This is a genomic window from Chitinophaga sp. CC14, from assembly GCF_048957795.1.
Lineage (GTDB): Bacteria > Bacteroidota > Bacteroidia > Chitinophagales > Chitinophagaceae > Chitinophaga > Chitinophaga ginsengisegetis.
The window spans coordinates 15,173-36,469 of record NZ_JARBFY010000003.1 but is presented as its reverse complement, the minus strand read 5'-3'; the positions used below and the strand labels follow the sequence as shown (position 1 = coordinate 36,469).

The 21,297-nt window shown below is 47.7% G+C and carries 17 protein-coding genes; 7 read left to right on the top strand and 10 right to left on the bottom strand.

Translation table 11 applies throughout. The annotated features are described in order from the left end of the window. Positions 1-8 precede the first annotated feature (8 nt). The 7 genes from PV783_RS10105 to PV783_RS10075 all read left to right on the top strand — a co-directional run bounded on the left by PV783_RS10105 (position 9) and on the right by PV783_RS10075 (position 8,715). Positions 9-1,358 carry a MutS-related protein gene (locus PV783_RS10105; protein ID WP_420987889.1) on the top strand — a complete coding sequence of 450 codons (1,350 nt, stop codon included), beginning with the start codon at positions 9-11 and terminating at the stop codon, positions 1,356-1,358. Next, on the top strand, positions 1,355-2,665 hold the full coding sequence (locus PV783_RS10100) for a MutS-related protein (protein ID WP_079468870.1): 1,311 nt from the start codon (positions 1,355-1,357) through the stop codon (positions 2,663-2,665). Before PV783_RS10105 ends, PV783_RS10100 begins: the two co-directional genes overlap by 4 nt. 54 nt (positions 2,666-2,719) lie before the next feature. Beyond that, positions 2,720-5,524, top strand: coding sequence for a M16 family metallopeptidase (locus PV783_RS10095; RefSeq protein ID WP_420987888.1), 2,805 nt, complete (start codon positions 2,720-2,722; stop codon positions 5,522-5,524). Between the two features lie 243 nt (positions 5,525-5,767). Then, positions 5,768-6,688, top strand: a complete 921-nt coding sequence (locus PV783_RS10090; protein WP_420987887.1) for a hypothetical protein — start codon at positions 5,768-5,770, stop codon at positions 6,686-6,688. A 116-nt stretch (positions 6,689-6,804) separates the two neighbouring features. Further along, the gene (locus PV783_RS10085; RefSeq protein WP_420987886.1) at positions 6,805-7,665 is read left to right on the top strand and encodes an NmrA family NAD(P)-binding protein; all 861 of its coding nucleotides are present in this window, start codon (positions 6,805-6,807) and stop codon (positions 7,663-7,665) included. A 79-nt stretch (positions 7,666-7,744) separates the two neighbouring features. Then, entirely contained in the window at positions 7,745-8,266 is a 522-nt protein-coding gene (locus PV783_RS10080) for a hypothetical protein (protein WP_420987885.1), read from the top strand. Between the two features lie 107 nt (positions 8,267-8,373). Further along, positions 8,374-8,715, top strand: coding sequence for a HopJ type III effector protein (locus tag PV783_RS10075; RefSeq protein ID WP_111579522.1), 342 nt, complete (start codon positions 8,374-8,376; stop codon positions 8,713-8,715). An 89-nt stretch (positions 8,716-8,804) separates the two neighbouring features. Here PV783_RS10075 and PV783_RS10070 read toward each other — a convergent pair whose 3' ends face one another. From PV783_RS10070 to PV783_RS10025, 10 genes are all read right to left on the bottom strand, one after another. Then, positions 8,805-9,584, bottom strand: a complete 780-nt coding sequence (locus tag PV783_RS10070; protein WP_420987884.1) for a phytanoyl-CoA dioxygenase family protein — start codon at positions 9,582-9,584, stop codon at positions 8,805-8,807. Positions 9,585-9,850: 266 nt separating this feature from the next. Beyond that, entirely contained in the window at positions 9,851-10,795 is a 945-nt protein-coding gene (locus tag PV783_RS10065) for a DUF4434 domain-containing protein (RefSeq protein ID WP_420987883.1), read from the bottom strand. Positions 10,796-10,823: 28 nt separating this feature from the next. Beyond that, entirely contained in the window at positions 10,824-11,693 is an 870-nt protein-coding gene (locus tag PV783_RS10060) for an alpha/beta hydrolase (RefSeq protein WP_420987882.1), read from the bottom strand. Between the two features lie 17 nt (positions 11,694-11,710). Continuing rightward, positions 11,711-12,403 carry a GDSL-type esterase/lipase family protein gene (locus tag PV783_RS10055; RefSeq protein WP_420987881.1) on the bottom strand — a complete coding sequence of 231 codons (693 nt, stop codon included), beginning with the start codon at positions 12,401-12,403 and terminating at the stop codon, positions 11,711-11,713. 1 nt (position 12,404) lies between these two features. Then, a complete protein-coding gene (locus PV783_RS10050) occupies positions 12,405-13,082 on the bottom strand; it encodes a GDSL-type esterase/lipase family protein (protein WP_420987880.1) in 678 nt (225 codons plus the stop codon). Further along, positions 13,079-14,941, bottom strand: coding sequence for a sodium:solute symporter family protein (locus tag PV783_RS10045; RefSeq protein ID WP_420987879.1), 1,863 nt, complete (start codon positions 14,939-14,941; stop codon positions 13,079-13,081). Before PV783_RS10045 ends, PV783_RS10050 begins: the two co-directional genes overlap by 4 nt. 57 nt (positions 14,942-14,998) lie before the next feature. Further along, positions 14,999-16,390, bottom strand: coding sequence for a DUF5009 domain-containing protein (locus tag PV783_RS10040; protein ID WP_420987878.1), 1,392 nt, complete (start codon positions 16,388-16,390; stop codon positions 14,999-15,001). A 22-nt stretch (positions 16,391-16,412) separates the two neighbouring features. Next, on the bottom strand, positions 16,413-17,813 hold the full coding sequence (locus PV783_RS10035; RefSeq protein WP_420987877.1) for an alpha amylase family protein: 1,401 nt from the start codon (positions 17,811-17,813) through the stop codon (positions 16,413-16,415). Between the two features lie 74 nt (positions 17,814-17,887). Beyond that, positions 17,888-19,555: a DUF5018 domain-containing protein gene (locus tag PV783_RS10030; RefSeq protein ID WP_420987876.1), complete on the bottom strand. Its 1,668-nt coding sequence runs from the start codon at positions 19,553-19,555 to the stop codon at positions 17,888-17,890. 35 nt (positions 19,556-19,590) lie between these two features. Next, entirely contained in the window at positions 19,591-21,297 is a 1,707-nt protein-coding gene (locus PV783_RS10025) for a RagB/SusD family nutrient uptake outer membrane protein (RefSeq protein ID WP_111579514.1), read from the bottom strand.

Below are 21,297 nucleotides of genomic sequence, written 5' to 3'. Positions count from 1 at the left end.
CAGCTGGTATGAGCCTAATGACCGACAAACAAACGCTGAATGACCTGAACATTTTCGGGAAAGGTGGAGGCGATTCAGTGTATACAATATATAACCGCACCTTTACCCGCGGAGGATCGGAACTGATGGAAGAAATGTTCCGCAGCCCGCTCTCAGACGCAGCTGCCATTAATGCGCGCAGCACTATCATCCGCGCGTTTTCCCAACAGGAGATCCGCTTCCCGTATGAAGGCGATTGGTTTGATGCCGCAGAACAACACCTGCAGAATACCGATGAACGCACCAAACTGAATGACCAGGAACATACGCTGGGCAGGAAGTTTAATCACCTGATTGCCGCCGATACAGAGTACAAAGCCATTGAAAAAGGCGTAGTGAGCCTGATCGGTATCTTACAGGCAACCCGTATGTTTGCAGACAGCATCCGGCAACAGGTAGCGGATCTTCCTTACAACAAGGAACTGGCGGCCATCGACCGGTTATTACAAACAGCGGAATTGCAGCCCCTGCTGCAGGAACATACCAAACAGAAATTTTCCTTTGCCACGGTAGCGGAGTATGATAAAATACTCCGCTTCCGGCAACGGAGTATCGTATTGCAATTGCTGGGACATATTTACCTGGCCGACGTGTACCTGTCTGTTGCCCGCACCGCCCGGGAGCGTAAATTCTGTTTCCCCGTTGCCCTGGATGCGGAAAAGCAAACAGTAGTGCTGGAAGATTTCTACCATCCGTCTTTAACCAAACCGGTGGTCAATACACTCAACATCACTCCTTCAAGCAATATTATTTTCCTGACAGGCGCCAACATGGCCGGGAAATCCACCTTCATGAAAGCACTGGGCATTGCTATGTTCCTGGGCCAGATGGGGTTCCCGGTGCCTGCTGCAAAAATGGAGTTTTCCGTAAGAGATGGCATTTTCACCACCATCAACCTGCCGGATAACCTGAGCCAGGGCGCCAGTCACTTTTATGCAGAAGTGCTGCGTGTTAAAACCATTGCGCAGGAACTAAGCCGCGATAAATACCTGTTTGTCATCTTTGATGAACTGTTCCGCGGCACCAATGTAAAAGACGCATACGAAGCCACCATCGCCATTACATCGGCCATTGCACGGAGGAAGAACTGTATGTTCGTGGTATCTACACATATCATTGAAGCCGGCGACGTGCTCAAAGAGAAATGTGACAATATCAATTTCGTATATCTGCCAACGTTAATGGAAGGCAGCAAGCCCGTTTATACCCATAAACTGGCCACAGGCATTACTTCCGACAGGCATGGTATGGTAATTATAAAAAATGAAGGTATCCTGGACATATTGGCCAGGAAAAAATCAATAAAGAAGACCACATGAGCTTTATTGCAGATAAACAAACACTGGACGATCTGTCGTTGCTTGGAAAGTATAATGCCAATTCCATCTTCAGTCTTTTCAACCAGGTAAAAACCCGGGGTGCGGAGAAACTGCTGGATACCATGTTCCTCCACCCGTTAACCGATGCAGACCAGATCAATGCCAGGAGCGCCGCATTCCGCTACTTCGGCGATCAGCCCATTCCCTTCCCTTTTGAGGAACAACTGCTGGGCAGCACAGAAGCCTTCCTGGATGAAGGAAGCAACAGCAACTTTCCCCTGGCCCTCTGGCAAATAAGCCGGAAAAAGTTAGCCGCCCTGTTGGTAAAGGATGATGCATACGAACTGCAACTGCAGGGCATAGCTAACTGCGTACAGCTGTTGAAAGGCTTCACTACGCTACTTGGTCAGCTGGAAAAAGAAGGCCGTGATAAAAACACCCCCTGGGAAAAATGGGTGGCAGGCGCCCGGAGCATTGTCCGGGATAAGCGGCTGCAAAATATAAACGACGAAAGATCCCTGCTGCAAACCGCCAGGCTACACTACCTGCTGGCACACGTATTCCAGGATAAGTTAAAAGCCTTGCTGGCGCTCACCTACGAAATAGAAGTATATATCACCGTTTCCGGTATTGCCAAAGCAAAAGGATTTTCCTACGCAAAGGCGTTACCGAAAGAAAAAAATGTGCTGGCAGCCAAAGGAGTTAAACATCCCGGCCTGGATAAAGCAGTGCCCAACACGCTTTCGTTTAACGGCAACAGCAACGTACTGTTTCTCACCGGCGCCAACATGGCGGGAAAATCTACCCTCATGAAAGCAACAGGGATCATGGTGTACCTGGCGCATATGGGCTTCCCGGTAGCTGCGCAGGAACTGGAGTTTTCTGTACTGGATGGCATCTATTCTTCTGTAAATGTACCTGATGACCTGAACCGCGGATACAGCCATTTTTATGCAGAAGTACTCCGTGTAAAAAAGGTAGCGGAAGAAGTAGACGCAGACAAACATCTCTTTGTTATTTTCGACGAGCTGTTTAAAGGCACCAACGTGAAAGACGCTTATGACGCCACACTGGCGGTAACAGCAGCCTTCACCGCTTTCAGGGATTGCTTCTTTATTATTTCCACTCATATCTTTGAAGTGGGAGACGCACTAAAAACCGAAGGCGATCATATACAGTTTGAATTCCTGCCAACCATCATGGAAGGTACCGTACCTAAATACACCTATACCCTGCAAAAAGGTATTACAACAGACAGACAGGGAATGATTATTATTGAGAATGAAGGTATCTTAGACATGCTGTAATGTTCTTATAACGGAACCATGTTACACACAAAAACCAACAAAAGATAAATAGCTATGCATTATCGTTATCTGGCCATAGCAGGGCTGCTGTGTTTTTCAACAGCAGACAGCTTTGCGCAGGGCTCCGGTCAGAGCCAGGTCATTCCGCTGGACGCTGCAGTCCGTACCGGGCAATTATCAAATGGATTTACCTACTACATCCGTAAAAACAATGAACCTGCCAAACGCGCAATATTCTACCTGGCCAACAAAGTAGGTTCTATCCTGGAAGATGAGGACCAACGTGGTCTGGCCCATTTCCTGGAACATATGAATTTTAACGGTACCACCCATTTCCCCAAAAATGAACTGATCGATTACCTGCAAAAAGCAGGTGTACGTTTTGGCGCTGACCTGAACGCCTTTACATCGTTCGATGAAACCGTTTACCAGTTGCCTATTCCTACCACTGATCCAAAAATGGTAAGCCGTGGCCTGGATATTATGCGCGACTGGGCACAGGAAGCCCTGCTGGAAACAGACGATATTGACAAAGAAAGAGGCGTGATCATTGAAGAGAAACGCCTGCGCGAAGGCGTAGCAGCCCGCATACAGGACAAAACACTCCCCGTGGTGTTGAACAATGCCCGGTATGCCGACCGTTCGCCCATTGGTACAGACAGCATACTGCTGCATTTCCCGGCGGCTACACTTCGTCGCTTTTACCACGACTGGTACCGTCCCAACCTGCAGGCACTCATTGTAGTAGGCGATGTGGATGTTGACCAGGTAGAACAACAGATCCGCAAACAATTTGCTGACCTGAAAAACCCTGCTAACGAAAAACCCCGGCCCGATTATAAAATTGCCCTCACCGGCAAAAATCAGTTCCTCACCATTACCGACCCCGAAGTATCTGCTACCAACCTGGAAATGGCTATAAAGCATACAGCCGGTAAAATGATTACTACTACCGACTATCTCAACACGGTAAAACGGTCGTTGTTTAACCAGGTACTCGGCGCCCGGATCGGGGAATTATCTCAAAAACCAAATCCTCCATTCCTGGGTGTAAACGCAGGCATCGGTAACTTAATGGGCGGACTGGATCAGTTCTCCTTTTCCGTGACCGCTAAACCCGGTAAACTGGCGGAAGCCTTTGCCGCCGGCTGGTCGGAAGTAGAACAGGTAAAACGTTTCGGCTTTACACAATCAGAGCTGGACCGCGCCAAAGTGGCCTACCTCAACAATCTCGAAAAAGCAGCAAAGGAAAAAGATAAAACAGTTTCCGAAAGCTATGTGAAAGAATACCAGGCGTTGTTCCTCGAAGGAGCGGCTTCACCAGGGTTCGATTGGGAATACAACTTCCTGAAAAAGGAATTGCCGGGCATCAGTCTTGACGATATGAAAGCAGTAGCCAACGAATACATCAGAGATACCAACCGCGATATCTTCATCGTTGCTCCTGACAAAGAGAAAAACAATCTTCCTGATTCCACTACCGTTAACGGGTGGTTTAAAACAATAGCCGCGGCTTCGCTGGCGGAATATAAAGATAACGTTACCGATCAACCGCTGTTAAAAAAATTACCTGCACCCGGAAAAGTAGTAGCACAAAAAAGCTATGCTGCACTGGGCGTACAACAATTAACTTTGAGCAATGGCGTGAAAGTATGGCTCAAACCCACCACTTACAAAAATGATGTGATCCAGTTCATGTCATTTGCCCCCGGTGGTATCAATAAATATTCAAATGAAGAGTTCCCCAGCGCTTCCAGTGCAAACGGGATTATAAGCGGGTCCGGTCTTGCTGACCTTTCGCCGGTTCAGTTATCGAAGATATTAAACGGCAAATCCGCCTCCGTGGGCGCGTTCATCAGCGGACGTAGCCAGGGTGTGGGCGGCGCCAGCACCGTGAAAGATTTTGAGACCGCGCTGCAACTGGTATACCTGCGGTTTACCGCACCCCGGAAAGACACCGTGCTGTTTGAAAATGCACTGGCCCAATCCAGGGAGCAAATCCAAACCCGTTACAATGATCCGGGCAATGTATTTAAAGATACCGTGACCACGGTATTGAGCGGCTACAATTACCGTACAAGCCCATCTACCTTAGCCAGGCTCGATAGTATCAGTCTCGAAAAAGCGTATGAAGTGTACCGCGACCGCTTTGCGGATGCCTCACAGGCTAACTTCGTATTTGTAGGAAACTTCAATACCGACAGCATCAAACCTTTGCTGGAACAATACCTCGGCGCATTGCCTTCCCTGAACAGAAAGGAGAAAGCCGTGAAACTGCCGCTGCGTGTGCCTAAAGGTCAGCTGGTAAAAACGGTGACCAAAGGAACTGATAATAAGGCCACTGTATTACTGGTTTACAATGGCGACTGCGTGTACAGTACTGAAAATAAAGTACAGCTGCAGGCACTGTCTGAAATACTGCAATACCGCCTGTTAACAAGCCTGCGGGAAAACGCCGGCGAAGTATACACTCCTTCTGTAAATGCAAATATGTCGAAAGAACCCGAGCAGCGCTTCGCTGTAAATGTATCATTCGGCTGTGCACCTGAACACGTAGAACACCTCGTAGGGCTGGTACAGCAGGATATCGCCAACTTACAGCAACAGGGCGCTACTTCCGATGAAGTGCAGAAATTCAAAGCAGGCTTCCAGAAGCAATATGAATTACAGGTAGAAAGCAATGAATTCTGGTTACAATACATCTCCGGAAAAATAGAAAGTAATGAAGCGCTGAAAGAGTTGCCCAATATAGAAAAACAATTGGGCCGCGTTAACGGCGCATCCATTAAGGCCGCTTCAAAAAATTACCTGAGCGGAGAAAATGTGATCCGCTTTGTTGCCTTGCCGGAAAAGAAATAAAGATTGTTTTTGAGTGATGATGTAAAAGCCGTTTCCCTTTACCGGGGGCGGCTTTTTTTGGCGTTATATCAAGGCTGTACCAGCCACTCCAGAACCGGGACAATTTCTCTTTGCTAACCGTGATCGTTTCAGTATGCCTGGTTTATCACAGCCTGTCACCAAATACCCCTTCAAACTCTACTACTACAAGTAGCAAAAAAGGCACAGAATAAAGTTAACTTAATCAACCTAAATTCTTCAACCATGTCTAAAACCACACCCCTGGTATGGCTCGCCGGCGCCATACTATTTGTTTCCTGTAACAAAAACCTCTCACAACCTGCCAACACCGAACCTGAAGCCAGCACCGGACCTGTCTTCCCCGTTACTTTTAATGTCGATGATTTTTCGCAGGAGCTGGACAGCTTTGCCCGCATCACCGGCGATGCCACAACTGCAAAAGATTCGCTGGATGGTCATGTAAAATACCTTTACTACAAAGTGTATGGTACAGGTGCACAGGCTGCCATCAAACATGAAATTGTGCAGGAAGTAGGTAGTCCTTCTTTTGGTGTAATCCGGGATACATTGCCACCCGGTAATTACAGGTTTACCTTGCTGGCTACCGGCGACAAGTATCGTCCAAACATCACCAATGCCGGTTTCAAGTATCCCGGCAGCGATGCTTTCAGCAAGCACTTTGAAATGGTGGTAAATGGACCGGCTAATGCCAAAGTTTCACTGGACCGTATTGTGGCGCGACTGCAATTTATTATCCAGGACCCGCTGCCGGCTGATGCCGCCTGGATGGACATTCAGTTCAGCGGCATCCCGCGGGTATTTAATTTTCCTACCGGGGAGGTAAGCAACCCTGCTAACGGTACTGCTTATTCGAACTACCTGGGCTATACGTTCCAGATACCCGCTTACAACCAGGGAAAGCCAGGTTTTAAAACACAGGCTTACTTCCCGTTGCAGGGCAGTTACACGGTGCCGTCGATAACAGTTGTTTGCAGGAGTACCCTGGGTAATTTGCTGGCCAACAAAGTCATTAACAATGTTAAGTTTGAAACCAACAAACGCACCGTTTTAAAAGGCAATCTCTTTGCGCCCACCAGCAGCGGCATAGAGGTGGATCTCAACGACACCAACTGGAAACCAGACAGCATAGCTGTATTCTACTGACAATAACTTTATTGCTATCATTCCACTCAACAGCTTCCCCTGAGGGAAGCTGTTGTTATTTACAACATCATGGTATGATTTGTGGAATTCCATTCTAACATTAAATTACTGGTGACATGCATATTATTTTAGGAGGTACAGGACATATAGGATCTGCACTGGCAGAGGCCCTGATAAAAAAGGGAGAGCTGGTAACCATTATTTCCCGCGATCCAAAAAAGAAGCAGGAATGGGAACAAAAGGGAGCGGACGTAGCCATCGCAGATGTGTTGGATGTAAAGCGTTTGCAGAAGATTTTCAATACCGGTGAACGGTTGTTTTTACTTAATCCCCCGGCAGCCCCATCAACAGATACGGCGGCACAAGAAAAAGAAACACTGAATGCTATTCTTACTGCGCTTGAGGGATCCCGGATAAAAAAAGTAGTGGCGGAGTCTACTTACGGTGCGCAGCCGGGTAACGGTCTCGGCGATCTTGGTGTGCTGTATGAAATGGAACAGGCATTGGCTAATATGAATATACCAACCACTATTATCCGCGGCGCCTATTACATGAGCAACTGGGCCGCTTCGTTGGAAACAGCACGTGAAGCAGGCACTGTTTATACCTTTTATCCTGTTGACTTCAAACTCCCCATGGTATCACCCGGTGATATTGGTGGCGTGGCTGCCAGGCTGATGCTGGAACCGGTTACCCAAACCGGCCTGCATAATGTGGAAGGTCCGCAACAATACTCCGCAAAGGATGTTGCAGACGCATTCTCTGCTGCGCTGGGAAAAGATGTGAAAGCGGTGGAAATTCCTGAAAGCCATTGGATACAGGCACTTGAAGACGCAGGCTTTTCAGCGCCGGCAGCGAAATCAATGGCAGCAATGACCCACGCTACACTGAAGGGAAAATATACACCACCCGGCCCGGTCAGAGGTACCACAACATTAACAGCTTATATCGGGGAATTAGTGGCCTCGGCAAAGTAACCTCTTATGCTCATCTACATCTGTAAAGACAGTTTTTTGTATATTTATTTGTTGTTCGCTTTTAAATATCATTTAACAGATGTCGATACACGTAGCCATTACAAGAAAGGTACTTCCGGGAAAAGAAGAGGAATTTAAAGAAGCCCTCAGGCAGTTTCTCGGCGAATCATTTATACATGGAGGCGTTCATGGCGCGGCCATGATCACATCGCTGCCGGGTTCAGATTCGAATGAGATTGGCATTTTAAGAACTTTTGCGGATGAAGCTGAAAGAGACGCATTTTATAATTCAAAACTTTTTAGAGACTGGGAGGCTTACGCCTCAAAACTGACCGAAGAACCGGTTTACAGGCCGCTAACAGGACTGGAAGCCTGGTTTCGTTATCCGCTGCCACCACCAAGATGGAAAATGGCTGTTGCCACCTTATGCGGCGTTTTCCCCACCAGCCTGTTGTTGTCATTCACATTAGGCCCCTATCTTCAAAACCTGCCCATGCCGCTGCGGGTACTTATTATTGCCGTTTGCATGGTAGCCTTGTTAACATGGGTGGTAATGCCTGTGATTACCCGGTTGCTGAAAAAATGGCTGCGGCCATCCTGAAAATATTCAGCAACACGACATCATCTTAAATTTCTATTTTTGCTCCGTTAAATGAGGTGTACTGGCCTTGCATAAACTCACATGATTCTAAATACATAATACGCCGGATGAAAGAGCAATTAATTACTTTGATTAAAAACTTAAAAGACAATTCACTTAGTTTCAAAGAGGTGATTGAATTTATAGAAACTTACTATCAACATCAGCCAACCGCTTTTAAAAACGGAGAGGCACATAATGAGGCCACTCAAAATCAGGGGAGCGCGAAGGTTTTTGCTTTCGCCCGGCTAAATAACCTGGACAAAGAAGATACCCTGTACCTGTTTGCAGAACACTATCAATCGGTATTAAATAATCCCAATGGAACAGATCACCAGAATATCAGGCAATTTATGATTCATGGCTGGCCGGGAGTGGTTTTTGAAGGACAGGCCCTGCTTGTGAAGTAGTTCACAATACTTCTTTGGAGGAAAATGAGCAAAAAAAGGACGTCCGGATATCCCGCAGGTATATCCAGACGCCCACTTTATTAAACGTGCTAAATACCTAACGCCGTTTTTATTGCTTCCTCTACCGGACTGCACGGGCCTGTACCCCAGATATCAAACCCGCTCCTGAGTAACAGCGGTGGCTGTGCCATAAACTTAGGTACCAGACCACGATGCCGCTGCGCAGCATGCACCAGGAATGGGTGACAGAGATATACCGTGCCGGCCTTTCCTGTTGCCTGTACTTCCTCTCTCTCAGACAATTCCGGCAATTTTGCTGCCAGTTCCATGAAAGAAAGTCCTTCTTCACCTTCCGGCTCCAGTAATCGGGCAACATCCAGATGTGAGCCCTTTAGAATCCTGGTTGGCGCATCCCGCTCGCCGGTATCCGAAAATAAAAACAGCATCAGCAAGGCACGGCCTTTAGAGTTTATATTAATTCTGGCCGCGAAAAAGTCATTCGGATCCGCACCGGCAAAACCCGCATCTACATGCCAGCCGGTGTCACCAGAATCAACTTCTGCCGGGAAACGAATGGGAAAGGCACCCATGCTCCTACAGGGAACCCATTTTTCTTTACCGACCAACTGATCAAATGCGTTATGAAGAACCGCGGTATTGGCAGCCTTGATGAATGGTTCTTGTGTATACATACCCAGCCAAACGACCGGTTTTGTCCAGGTGTTGCTGTCGTTGGGATCCGCTGGAATATCTTTCCATAGAATATTTCTTGCTTCACCCGCAAGATCAGCAGAAAAAGCATTATCAATACGGACAAAGCCGTCAGTAATAAATGACTGTATTTGTTGTGGATTCAGGGTGTTATGCATAATGTTATACTATAAAAGTTCAGACAATAAAATTGATGCCCCCCAGGGGGTATTGGTTTTACCAGACTTGAAAATTTATATTATAACATTACCGTCATTCTCATGTGGCAAATTTATTCATTTATTTTAAAATTACTATTTCAGATAAAGTAGAAGAAGGTGGATTGAAGTGGAATAAAATTTATTCATCAGTAAAAAGAATCTTTTCCTATTGCCGGGAAAAGATTCTTATGTTTTTCTTAAGAAGAAGAAATAACCGAATGACATTACTCCGCGCCCTTTATTTCTTCCAGGTATTCCTTATAGCGGTTATACAAATGTCCTGCCTGCAGGTAAGCCGACTGCGGGCTCATAAAATGAGAGAACTCAAAAGTAATGGCCTTATCATAACCTGCTCTCCTGGCAGCTTCCAGCTTTAAACGCAGCTTTTCAAACTTGATAGGCAAAAACTTAATCGGCATGTCCCTGTCAAAACTTTCTGCATTAGTCCAGCATTGCAGCCCAAAGTGGTCCGCCATTTTTTTATTGACTGCAAAAAAATCATCCAGTTCGTGGTAGTCGATATGCCCATCCTGGAACGCAACGGCATCCACCGCGCCTTGTATACCGGCAAATATTTCGCTCCATTCCTGCTCATGCGCTTTGAGAGAAACGGCATCTTCTTTTGTAATCACAGCCGATGCCGCCATCACTGCTTTCTTCCCATCGATCCACGGGGAAATCAATGTTGGCAGGCCATTGCTCACGGCTTTGCATTGCAGTCCCAATGTACGGAAAGCCGTGGTAGCGCCCCTGGTTTTACGGCTGATCTCCATGCTCAGGTACCATCCTCTGAAACTTTTATGATGACCGTAATTTTTCCATACCTCATCTATTACAAAACGGTTGCTGTCGATTTCATGCTGCATATCCCCGGAATCCCAGTATCTGCCACTGTCGTACAACCCAAAATAAAATTGCATATCCAGCTCATCTGCCAGTTGCAGGAACAGCTCTACGAGGTCTACCGGCGGATGGTAACACTGCTGTTCTTTTATGAGATAGGCCGACGGATAAGTAATAAAACGCCTGTACCCACTGCGGATGAGGATCACGGTATCTATCCCGATTGCTTTCATGTGCTCAAAATCCCTGCGCCATTCTTTGGCTCCCCAGTTCTGATGGGGGATGTCGTGGCTGATCTCATCCAGGAATGTTCCGGTTATCTTCATATCTCCCTATAAATTTATAATCCGTTATTTATTTTTCAACAAAATGCACCGGCGCCTGCTTTTTTCCCTGCACAGCATTCTGCATAAAATTATCCATCTCCTTAAACTTTCTGAACATAAAGCTGGCTACCTCGTGTCCTTTACCTTCATACGTGTAAAGGGTTACCGGCCATCGCTTCTTCTGCATTTCTGTAAAAAGTGTATAGCCGCCCGACATCATGATCCATCCGGCATCGGTAGCGTTGCAAAAATGATGCGCTGCGGTGGCATAGGGCACCAGCTGGTCATTGGTGCCGTGCATTAGCAATACAGGAAACGGCCGCTGCACATATACCGGGTTCATATCCAGCACAGCGCCGGAAAAGGCCATCAGGCCGGCGTAACGGAATGGTTTAAGGCTACTGTCTTTCCGGCTTACAAAAGGATTGAACACCAGGTTCAACACGGCTTCTGCACCGGCGCTGCTACCAGCCAGGAATAACTTCAACGTATCTACGTTTAATGCAGCGGCGTGTCCGCGTAAATAGTTGGTAGCATCACGGGTATCTTCTACAGCCAGCCTGATGGCTTTCAGTTTTTCCGGCACCACGGTTTCACAACCAAAGCTTTTACCTTTCAGGTATAAACGGTATTTGATTACAAACACATTATATCCCATGCGGGCAAGGCCTTCGGCAAACGGCGCCTGGTTTACCGGATCTCCGCCGGTAAAACCGCCACCGTGTACAAACAGCACAGAAATGCCATTGGCGGCTGTTTGCGGACGGTAATGATCAAACCATAAGGTATCCGCGCCTTTCACCGCATAAATTTCCCTGGATGGCGCACTGCCATACAAAAATGCCGGGATACATAACAATAGCCATAATGCCGGCACGTATAGTTTTTTATTATTCATAACGATATTTTTCCTTGCTACAGGTACTTCCGTTTTTTGAGGAAGTCCACCCATATTACATAAGCAGCGGGCTTCAGGTGGATGCCATCAGCCGTCAGCTCTTTTACCAGGTCCCCATTGGCGTCGGCAAATATTTCATGCAGGTTGATGTAAGGCAGGCCATACTTCTCTGCAATTTTCCGGATACCCACGTTCAACTGCAGGATGCTGTCTTTTTTATTTTTAAGATATGCAGCTGTTGTAAATGGTTCGTATAAAGGTAATACGCTTTGAATATAAATTTTTGTTTTGGGAGAATGGGTACGGATATAAGCCACGATATGATCGTAATTTTCCAGGATCACTTCCCGCGGTAGTCCCCTGCTCAGATCGTTGATGCCGATCAGCAGGAACAGCTTGTGCGGCGCGGCTTTCACAATACCATCCAGCCGGGCAAGTACGCCAAAAGTATTATCGCCGCCAATGCCGCGGTTCATTACTTTTACGCCGGGCAGCAGCTCGCCCCAGGCGCCCCGCTCCGTGATGCTGTTACCCAGGAAAACGATGGCTTTCTTTTGCAGCGGCAACGTGTTAAACAGCTCCATTCTTCCCTGGTAATAGGTGTTGTTGTAGCTGCTGTCGATTTTCTGCGCAACCGCTGCAGAAACGAAGCCCACGCATAGTAAAGCTGCACAGCCAATACGTTTGAAAAAATACGCTACTGCTTTCATGCTATAAATATTTTTTACGTTTCAGGTATTCCACCCATAAAATATAGGCCTGTGGCTGGAGATGCAGACCGTCTGTTGTCAGCTCCCGTTTCAGTTGTCCATCTTCACCTGCAAAAACATCGTTATGAAGGTCAATATAAGTACAGTGGTATTTAGCGGCGATCTGTTGTAACCCTTCGTTCAGCAATTTTATTTTCTCGTTGCGGATCTTCACGTAAATATCCGCCAACACCGGTTCCGTTACCGGCAATACGCTTTGCAGGTACAAGGTAGTATGCGGCGCCATGGCCTTTACCTTAGCTGCTATCCGCTCATAATTGGCCACTATATAATTCAGCGGCGTTCCTCTTTTTATATCATTAACGCCTATGAGCAGGAATATTTTTCGCGGATGCAAAGCCAGCACCTGATCCAGACGGGCATAAACTCCAAAGGAATTATCGCCGCTGATACCGCGGTTACTGACGGTCATACCCGGCAGCACTTCGCTCCAGGGCCCCACTTCCGTTATACTGTTGCCCAGGAACACCACGCCCCTGGCGGGTACAGGCAGCTGATTAAAAAATTTTACACGTTCTTTGTAATAGTTGTTGGCATAGCTGCTATCCAGCGACTCCTGGGCCATTGCCGCACTCGCGGATGTTAACAGGCACGTTAAAAAATACATCATCTTTTTCATGCGGCAGTAATTTTAAGACGGTCGTACCAGGTGAATTTTAAAACAATCATGCAAAGTATCCATACAGTTGCAGCCAGGAAGCCATTTCTGAAATAGCCGAATACAAAAAATACCGGCATAATCACCATGCTCATCTGCCAGCAAATGCCTACCAGCACATTCAACATATCCCATTTAAACTGGCGGTTAGGCTCAAACGCAGGATCATCCTGCTTTACCCATTGCAATACAGTGTTCCAGTATCCCCACGGACGGGTGTTGGCGTAAAATATTTTCAGAACGTCCTTTTCCGTTGGCGGCGTAAGCAGGCATCCGATTACGCTGGCCGACATCGACAACACCAGGATGATAAAGAAAGAGATCAGTGTACCGATGCCACTACCAAACACTTCATTGTAGCCGCTGAAATAATGATTGCTCAGCCACTCCATCAGTTTAGGTACAAATGTGGCCGATAACAGTCCGGCCAGCATACCGGCAAAATAACCGTAACCATTGAAGCGCCACCAGATCCATTTTAATACGTTGGCAGCAGCATACCCGCCGTATAAAGCAGAGGAAAGCCAGATGGTAAGGGAACTAAGGGAATCTGCAAAGAGGCCGAAAAAACAACCCGTAGCAATAATGCCGATAGAAACGAGATAACTACATTTAACGTAATGCCTGGGCGGCGCGTCGGGTCTGAAATATTTCTTATAGAAATCGTTCACCAGGTAGGCAGGCGCCGCGTTCACAAAAGCGGAGAATGCGCTCATAAACGAGGCCAGTAAACCGGCCAGCACAATGCCCCGGATGCCCGCGGGCAGGTAATTGCTTACCACCTGGCTCAGGATCGTTTCAAAATCAGGCTTCGCCTGCGATTGTAAAGAAGGCATAAATACGTTGAAGGCAATCAGCGTTAAAGCGCTCACCATCATAAACAGCGGGATGTACAATACCAGGTTAGTGAACCCCGACAGCTTCGCCGCTTCCCAGGGCCGGCGGGCGCTGAGGATGCGCTGCATGTCGAAACCCGGTACCGGTCCGGCCAGGCTGGCAAAAATACCTTTACCGATCATCATCAGCATCAATGCGCCAAACCAGGTAAAACCATCTTCCGCTATTTTACGGTTGGCCTGCGGAAAGGTATGATCCCAGCTGAGGTTCAGTTTCCATTCCGGCCAGAAAGAGGCCCAGCCCTGCGGCAGCTGCTGATGCAGCTGATCATAGTTCACACCTTTCACGGCAAATATTACCACCAGTATACAACTCACCACCAGGATGCCATATTGCAATACTTCAGTAGCCACCACGCTGTACATACCGCCTTTCACGGTGTAGAGGGTAGTCAGCGCCACAATGATCAGCGCATAGGTTTGCTGATTGGTAAACATCCCATTGGAAAGATCCCAGGGCAGCATGTTGGCAGCAAATTTCCCGATGCCCACAAATACATACCCGATAAAACCGATCACACTTACCACTGCAAATATCACTACGATCATATGCGCCAACCGTCCTCCCCTGTCATCGCCAAATCGTTTGATGATCCAGTCGGCCCCGGTCATGGCATTACTCCGCCTGATCCAGATAGCGAGGAATACCATCACAAATATCTGGTTCCAGATGGGCCACAGCCACGGCAGCCAGGCAGCCTTAAACCCGTAGATAAATAACAGCGCTACATAAAAAGCGGTACCGCTTACATCAAACATACCACTGCTGTTGCTGAAGCCCAGCCAGTACCATTTGATATTGTTATTCCCCAGGAAGTAGGACTGTATGTTACCGGAGGCTTTTTTGGAGATCCAGAACCCCAGGCCGATGATAATGACCAGGTATAATAAGATAATTAAAACGTCGATGGTCGCAAGATTCATAATATTGTGATGTCGGTATGATTGATAAAATAGTTTACATGTTAACAGCAGTTATGACTATGTTTTCCATAGCCATCCGCGTTTTGTAAAAAACACGGTAATCAGGGACACTATTCCCGTAAACAATACGCCGCTTAAAAAACCGCCTGCTATATTTTGCTGCATAGCGGTATAGAGGCTCATCCCCCCGCTTAACCGCAACAACGGCAGCAGCAACAGGTTGCCCGCTACATAAGCCACCATAGGGTTCCGGCCGTTCATGCTTAAATAGCGCAAGATACCGGCGCCGGCGCCGCTTAACTGCCAGTAATAAAAAGTCATTAACATAAAAAAGGCAAGTCCCCCGGTTACAAGATAATAACTGAAAGTGGAAGGATCTTTTTTTATACCGCCTTCATACGCCTCAAAAAAGAGACCCAGTAGCAAAAGATATACGCCCGCCTTGAAGAACCTTAGCAGCAGCGGTTTTGCAGCATGTAAAAATCTCCCGGAAAAATAATATAATAGCAAACAAAGTATGGTAGTAATAACAAGATTAACCAGCAGATGCCGGCCAAACAAACATACCACGTTGGTAACAATCACCGCAAACGATAAAACAGCCAACATACCTGTACGGGAAGCCGCTGCATTCTCCGCAGGCGGGCGGACAGCATTGTCCTGCAATAACCACTCGCCCGCCAATGTACCGGGAATAATGATGAACAGGTATTTTAAATAATAGAATTTATACATCCAGGGGAAAGGCGACCATTGAAAAACAGCTTCATTAATAGAACCCGGTACACCCGCGCCCAGCAGCACCGCCATCACAAAAGGGAGTAACCCTATCCGCAGCCAGGGATTATTCCTGGTGCACCACCAGGCCAGCGTACCCGCAAAAGCCATATTAGCCAGCACCATCATGATAATATCGAAGCGGTATAAAGAAAAACCTTTGCCATCTTTAAAAGGCAGCAGGTACAACAGAACACCTGCCAGCGCAAACGATAACAGCTTTACGGCGGTCCATAATTTCGTTTGCCGGGCCGGTTTATACAATTGAAAACACAACAGGATAAACGCAGCCGGTTGTAACAGGTACATAAAAGGCGAAGGATTACCGGCCGGCACAATGCTCCGGGCATGCATGGTAAACAGTGCAAAGAAAACCAGTAAGAGATATCTCCGGCAGGCAACGGACAACACGTCACCGAAGTTCGCGCCTTCTTTTACCTTCCGGCTCAAAGCCAGTGGTATAGCGGCTCCCATCGTGAACAGAAAAAATGGAAATACCAGGTCCACCCAGGTAATACCCGGCAAGTCCGGCATAAAAATATGTGCAGGCGGCGGCTCCTGGGCATGGTACATCCACGCCGGCAGTATGCCAAAAGCAATACTGCTGCTGAGTACCATAGCCAGTATGGCCAGCCCTCTCAATGCGTCGAGGCTATTATCACGATGCTGCATGTGTTTCCGTTGTTTAATACTTTTATTTTTGCAGGCCCGCTTTCACGGCGTCCCACAAAGGCTGTTTCAGGCGGTTGTATTGCGGTGCATAAATATGTACCAGGTCAAACAACATGATGCCGCCGGTAGTATTGGCTGTGATGTATTTAATACTCCTGGTGATCTCTGCTTTGCTGGCCCAGTCTACATTCCCCATATCAATACCGCCGTACAAAGGCACCTTGTTTTTAGTAACGTAGCGGGTACCGCGGATAGAGCCTTCCACGCTCCACCAGTGATAAGTAAGATTGGCGGTAGCAGCGTTTTCAGATAACAGGATCTGCGTAAAATAATTTCCCGTCATCATGATATCCAGCTGCTCTGCGTATCCCGTTTTATAGTATTCCGGGTAGGCCCAGTCGAACCGGATGGCCTGATCGTTGAAAGGATCATACTCTTCGCTGGCCCAGTTCACGCCCACCTGGTAATAGGTAACATACCACGCGCCTACATACACGCCGAAATTCACGGACGATTTTACGCTCTTCACTGCTGCCCTGGCCTGTTTAAAAAAATCGTGGATCACGGTGGCCCGGTACAGCAGCCATTTCTTGTAGTATTTACCGGTGGTAGCAGGCAACACCTGGCCACTTGTGTTTTTCCATGAAGTAACAATATCGCCGGGAAAGTTCATCTTCGCGGCATCGTTATCGTTGTATTTTTCTTTCAGGAAAGCAATAAACTGTTCTTTGCTGAAGTCGGAGAAATCAGCGTCAATATCTGTATAACGGGCATAATCGAGAATCAGCCCATCGATATCATATTTCTGTACAATCTCTTTGATGATATTCAGGGCCCTGGTCTGCACCTCCGGCCGGGCCGGGTTTACAAAGGCATTGCGACCGGTAGATGTAACCGGCACGCGGTTGCCGTTCACATCGCATACAATGGATTCGTTCCGGCTTTTAAACGCAGGATCATCGAACACAGTGCCAATGCTTCTGCCCCCATCTCCTTCTACAAAAGTGATGATGGAAGCATATACCTTGAATGATCTTTTCCTCGCTTCGCTGATCATGAATCCTACATAGTCCACATTGGCCGGCAGCGATTTACCATCCATCGATGTTACCTGTTTGGCGTATGCGCTGGGATACATGGTGTAGCCGGTGCTTCCTTTTACATCAATCACCAGGCCGGTGACGCCTGTTTGTTTCAGTGTGTCCAGCACTGTTTTTATCTGCGCAGTATCGTTTAATCTTCCGTAGGTTCCGAAAACGTTGGAACGGGCGTCTACCCACACAATCACATTCCTGCCGGGCACAAATGTTCCGCTGGTGTCCACCGGCGAAACCGGCGTTGGATCAGCTTTACCCGACTTCTTACATGCCACTGCCAGCAGGAGGCAAACGGATAACCCGATAAAATATACGCGGTGCTTCATGGTAAATTGATTAATGGTTACAGGTATTCAGCAGGCATACTGCCGGTGTTGCAACCGGCAGTATGCTGTGTTTCTTAAGGTGCATAAGTAGTGAATTCGTGCGCCATGATACCGCCGTTGGTCAGCATCATATATACCTGCATCCGCTGTTTGTGATCGCTGTAACCGATACAGATATCAGCGGTACCGTTGCCATTGGCAGTACCGGTAAACAGGTCTGAGTTAAATATGTTGAACTGCGGGTAAGCAGCATCCGTAGGCGGCAGGCTTATTTTCGAAGGACTGGTAACATCATAAAGCGACATCTGTACCTGGTTCAGATCATAAGAATTCAGGTATTTCACAATGGCCAGGTAATTGGCATTGTTAAACGTGCCGTAAGCGGTAGGCATCGTAAACACCACCGGATCACCCAGGGTAAGCGCTGCGGATCTCTCATTGGTAGCGCCGTTTACCAGTGCCACTTCAAATTGGTAGTTCAGGAAATAATCGCTGTTGGCCGCTGCAGAAACAGGTTGCGCTTCGGCGTAATATCCCCATAAGCTGGAGGCGCCGCCGGCGATGGATTTATAATTGATGATTTCAGGATCATTGCTCTGCAAAACGCCACCCGCAATACGCCATTTGTAGATGATGGTAGATTGCCCACCGGTAGCCATGATCACTGCATCTTTGTTGAGATCGCCGAAAATATTCACCCTCCTGCCTACGCCACCGTCGCCGGTGATGCCGGTAGGATTGTTGTTGGTCCAGTCTACCAGTTTTACAGGAGCGGCATCCGCTACGCTGCTGTATTTGTACAATATGAATTTGCTGTTTTTCGGCGCCCAGGAAGCAGCGAGCAAATTACCCGTGGTATCACTGGCGATCTGGAACGACAGCCCCGTAAAAGGATAATACATCTCTTTTACATAAGCGCCCGTAAACCGGTTGTACACACTGTATTTGGAAGGATTGGTTCTGCGTACCACTACGAGGTAATCGCCGCTCACGGTAATAGAAGTTTCCATATTGGCCGTGAAAGATAATTCCGCGCCGGTTTTTGTCCACAGCTTCCGGTTGATCCCTGCGCCGTAAGCCAGTTTCTGTGGCTCGCGGGCGCGCAGCGTATAGGTTTTGGATACACCGTCAACACCGGTTACCGTAAAAGGCTGTTCCTGCGCAAGACTGATAGTGGCGCCTTCTGCCACCGATGCCGTAGAATGTTTGTTGATCTCATAATTGAAAACTGCTCCGGATATATCTACACCAGGCAGCACATAAAAGATCACTTCTTTCTCCTGTATCACTCCTTCAATCTCCTGCACCGCACCTTCTGCTGTAACGCTGATTTTTGCGCTGGTGATAGAATAATCCCCTACTTTTTTTGCTACTATTACATAGGAAGATTTAGCGCCATTACCGGCTGTTACTGTGATGTTTAAGGGTTTGCTCAGGTCCGTTACAGCCCCTATCGCCGGCGTTACTGTAGCATCTGTAGGAATGGTAGCCCGCACAATCAGCTTTTTAAGGTCCACCTCATTATCGGATGTTGCCGGGTAATACCAGGGAACATCAAAATAAATGGTGTCATTATTGGCGCTGTAACGCGCGTCAAATAAGCGCTCGCTTCCCTTTCCATCTGTAGTGAGATAAATATCGCTCAATGCACTCTGTTGCTTGCGGACTACCGCATCGGGCTTGCGACAGGAAAACAGGGCGGCGGCAGCTGCGATGACAATAAAAAATATGTTTGGTTTCATGTGATTCATTTTGGTTGTTGTCAGGGAATCTTGATCTACCATCCTTTTATCTGGGTAAGCGCTGCATTGTTCTGCAGTTCCGACACCGGGATAGGGATATAATACAAGGCCGGCGTGAACTGCCTGTTCATGTTATCACAGTTCACCACTTCATATTTGAAGCCGTCGTCGGTAGGCGTTATCCGGTGACCGGTAAAGCGTACATTGTTCAGCACAATATGCGCTTTACGCCAGCGGCGGAGGTCCCAGTAACGGTGTCCTTCAAAAGACAGTTCTACCTTGCGTTCGTGTTCTATGGCTGTCATCAGCGCAGCAGCAGTAGAAGCGGGCGTATTGGGCAGTCCGCGTTTGTTCCGCAGCGTATTCAGCGCCAGCTGCGCGCCTGCAATATCATTTAGTTTAGCCCTGGCTTCCGCAGCAATGAGCAGTATTTCTGCATAGCGCATTTCTATCCAGCTCTGTGTGCTTTTGTTCGCCACAAAATCGTTCACAGCGGGATTCAGCATTTTACGGATATAATAGCCCGTTACCGTTTTGCGGGGCTCGCCGGTTACTGCATATTCTGCAAAGCCTTCGGAAACATTGCCAGGCGTGGTGTTAAGCGTACGCCCTTTCCAGGAAGCGCCGTTATAAAGTATGGACGCATAAAACCTGGACTCCCTGTTGCTGTAAGGATTAGCAGCCATAGCAGCATTGCTCCAGGAAAATTTTGTGCCGTCGTTCATTTCATATTCATTCACCAGTTCAGCGGTGGGCACACCGTACACCAGGCACTGACCGGGCGCATCACCGGGAGGCGCAAATCCCAGATCCAAACTGTGGGTTACCTGTGGCGATACATAGTCCAGTTTGAAGATGGCTTCCTTTGTATTTTTATTGGTGAAGATGGAAGCATAATCAGACTCCAGGTCGTAGTACCCTTTTGCCGCGAGATCTATCACCGCTTTGGCGGCATCTGCAGCATTCCTGTAATACGCGGGTGCATTGGCGGCATTCACGCCGGTGAGTGCATCCTGGTTAAATTGTTTCTTATCATATTCCGCAATGGAAGCGGCATATAACCAGGTGCGCGCCAGCATGCCATAGGCCGCGCCTTTGGTGGCCCTGCCGGTGCGATTGGCATCTTGTTGCTCTGGGAGATTTTCAGCGGCATATGCAAAATCTGCTGCAATAAATTTCCAGCAGTCTTCTTCCGAAGCACGCTGATGTTCTTTGGTCAGATACTGCCCGATGTTGTCCATCAGGATCACGCTGCCATGCAGTTTTACCAGCCAGAAATATACATAGCCCCTGATAAAACGCGCTTCTGCTTCATACTGTTTTTTAGTAGCCTCATCTACTTTGGCATATTTCGCAAGACCGTCCAGGAACTCGTTCAGGCGGCGGATACGCGAGTAACCCGTTTGCCAGTAGTTCAGTTGCGGGCCTGCCGAATTTACCCTGGACGCATCAGTTGCCAATATGTTCACTGTTCCATTACCGGCAACGGTAGAAGTATATTTTTCTATATCGCTTAACGCATCGGTAGCGTTATCATAACCAATAGGGAAAACACCGAACTGGAATGTTTTAAACTCGCTGTACATGCCGTTGATATAAAGCTCCATGTTAGCGGAATTGCTCCATATCGCTGTTTCCGTGTAGCGGTCCGTCGGGTCTATATCCACTTTACAGCCATGCGCAGCTATGATGATACCCATTGCCAGTAAAGCCTGTTGTATGGTGGTAGTTACCTTGTTCAT

Bases quoted from the DNA above. Each gene is read 5' to 3' on its own strand.
- PV783_RS10105 (WP_420987889.1), top strand. From the start codon at position 9: ATGAGCCTAATGACCGACAAACAAACGCTGAATGACCTGAACATTTTC.
- PV783_RS10100 (WP_079468870.1), top strand. From the start codon at position 1,355: ATGAGCTTTATTGCAGATAAACAAACACTGGACGATCTGTCGTTGCTT.
- PV783_RS10095 (WP_420987888.1), top strand. From the start codon at position 2,720: ATGCATTATCGTTATCTGGCCATAGCAGGGCTGCTGTGTTTTTCAACA.
- PV783_RS10090 (WP_420987887.1), top strand. From the start codon at position 5,768: ATGTCTAAAACCACACCCCTGGTATGGCTCGCCGGCGCCATACTATTT.
- PV783_RS10085 (WP_420987886.1), top strand. From the start codon at position 6,805: ATGCATATTATTTTAGGAGGTACAGGACATATAGGATCTGCACTGGCA.
- PV783_RS10080 (WP_420987885.1), top strand. From the start codon at position 7,745: ATGTCGATACACGTAGCCATTACAAGAAAGGTACTTCCGGGAAAAGAA.
- PV783_RS10075 (WP_111579522.1), top strand. From the start codon at position 8,374: ATGAAAGAGCAATTAATTACTTTGATTAAAAACTTAAAAGACAATTCA.
- PV783_RS10070 (WP_420987884.1), bottom strand. From the start codon at position 9,584: ATGCATAACACCCTGAATCCACAACAAATACAGTCATTTATTACTGAC.
- PV783_RS10065 (WP_420987883.1), bottom strand. From the start codon at position 10,795: ATGAAGATAACCGGAACATTCCTGGATGAGATCAGCCACGACATCCCC.
- PV783_RS10060 (WP_420987882.1), bottom strand. From the start codon at position 11,693: ATGAATAATAAAAAACTATACGTGCCGGCATTATGGCTATTGTTATGT.
- PV783_RS10055 (WP_420987881.1), bottom strand. From the start codon at position 12,403: ATGAAAGCAGTAGCGTATTTTTTCAAACGTATTGGCTGTGCAGCTTTA.
- PV783_RS10050 (WP_420987880.1), bottom strand. From the start codon at position 13,082: ATGAAAAAGATGATGTATTTTTTAACGTGCCTGTTAACATCCGCGAGT.
- PV783_RS10045 (WP_420987879.1), bottom strand. From the start codon at position 14,941: ATGAATCTTGCGACCATCGACGTTTTAATTATCTTATTATACCTGGTC.
- PV783_RS10040 (WP_420987878.1), bottom strand. From the start codon at position 16,390: ATGCAGCATCGTGATAATAGCCTCGACGCATTGAGAGGGCTGGCCATA.
- PV783_RS10035 (WP_420987877.1), bottom strand. From the start codon at position 17,813: ATGAAGCACCGCGTATATTTTATCGGGTTATCCGTTTGCCTCCTGCTG.
- PV783_RS10030 (WP_420987876.1), bottom strand. From the start codon at position 19,555: ATGAAACCAAACATATTTTTTATTGTCATCGCAGCTGCCGCCGCCCTG.
- PV783_RS10025 (WP_111579514.1), bottom strand. From the start codon at position 21,297: ATGAACAAGGTAACTACCACCATACAACAGGCTTTACTGGCAATGGGT.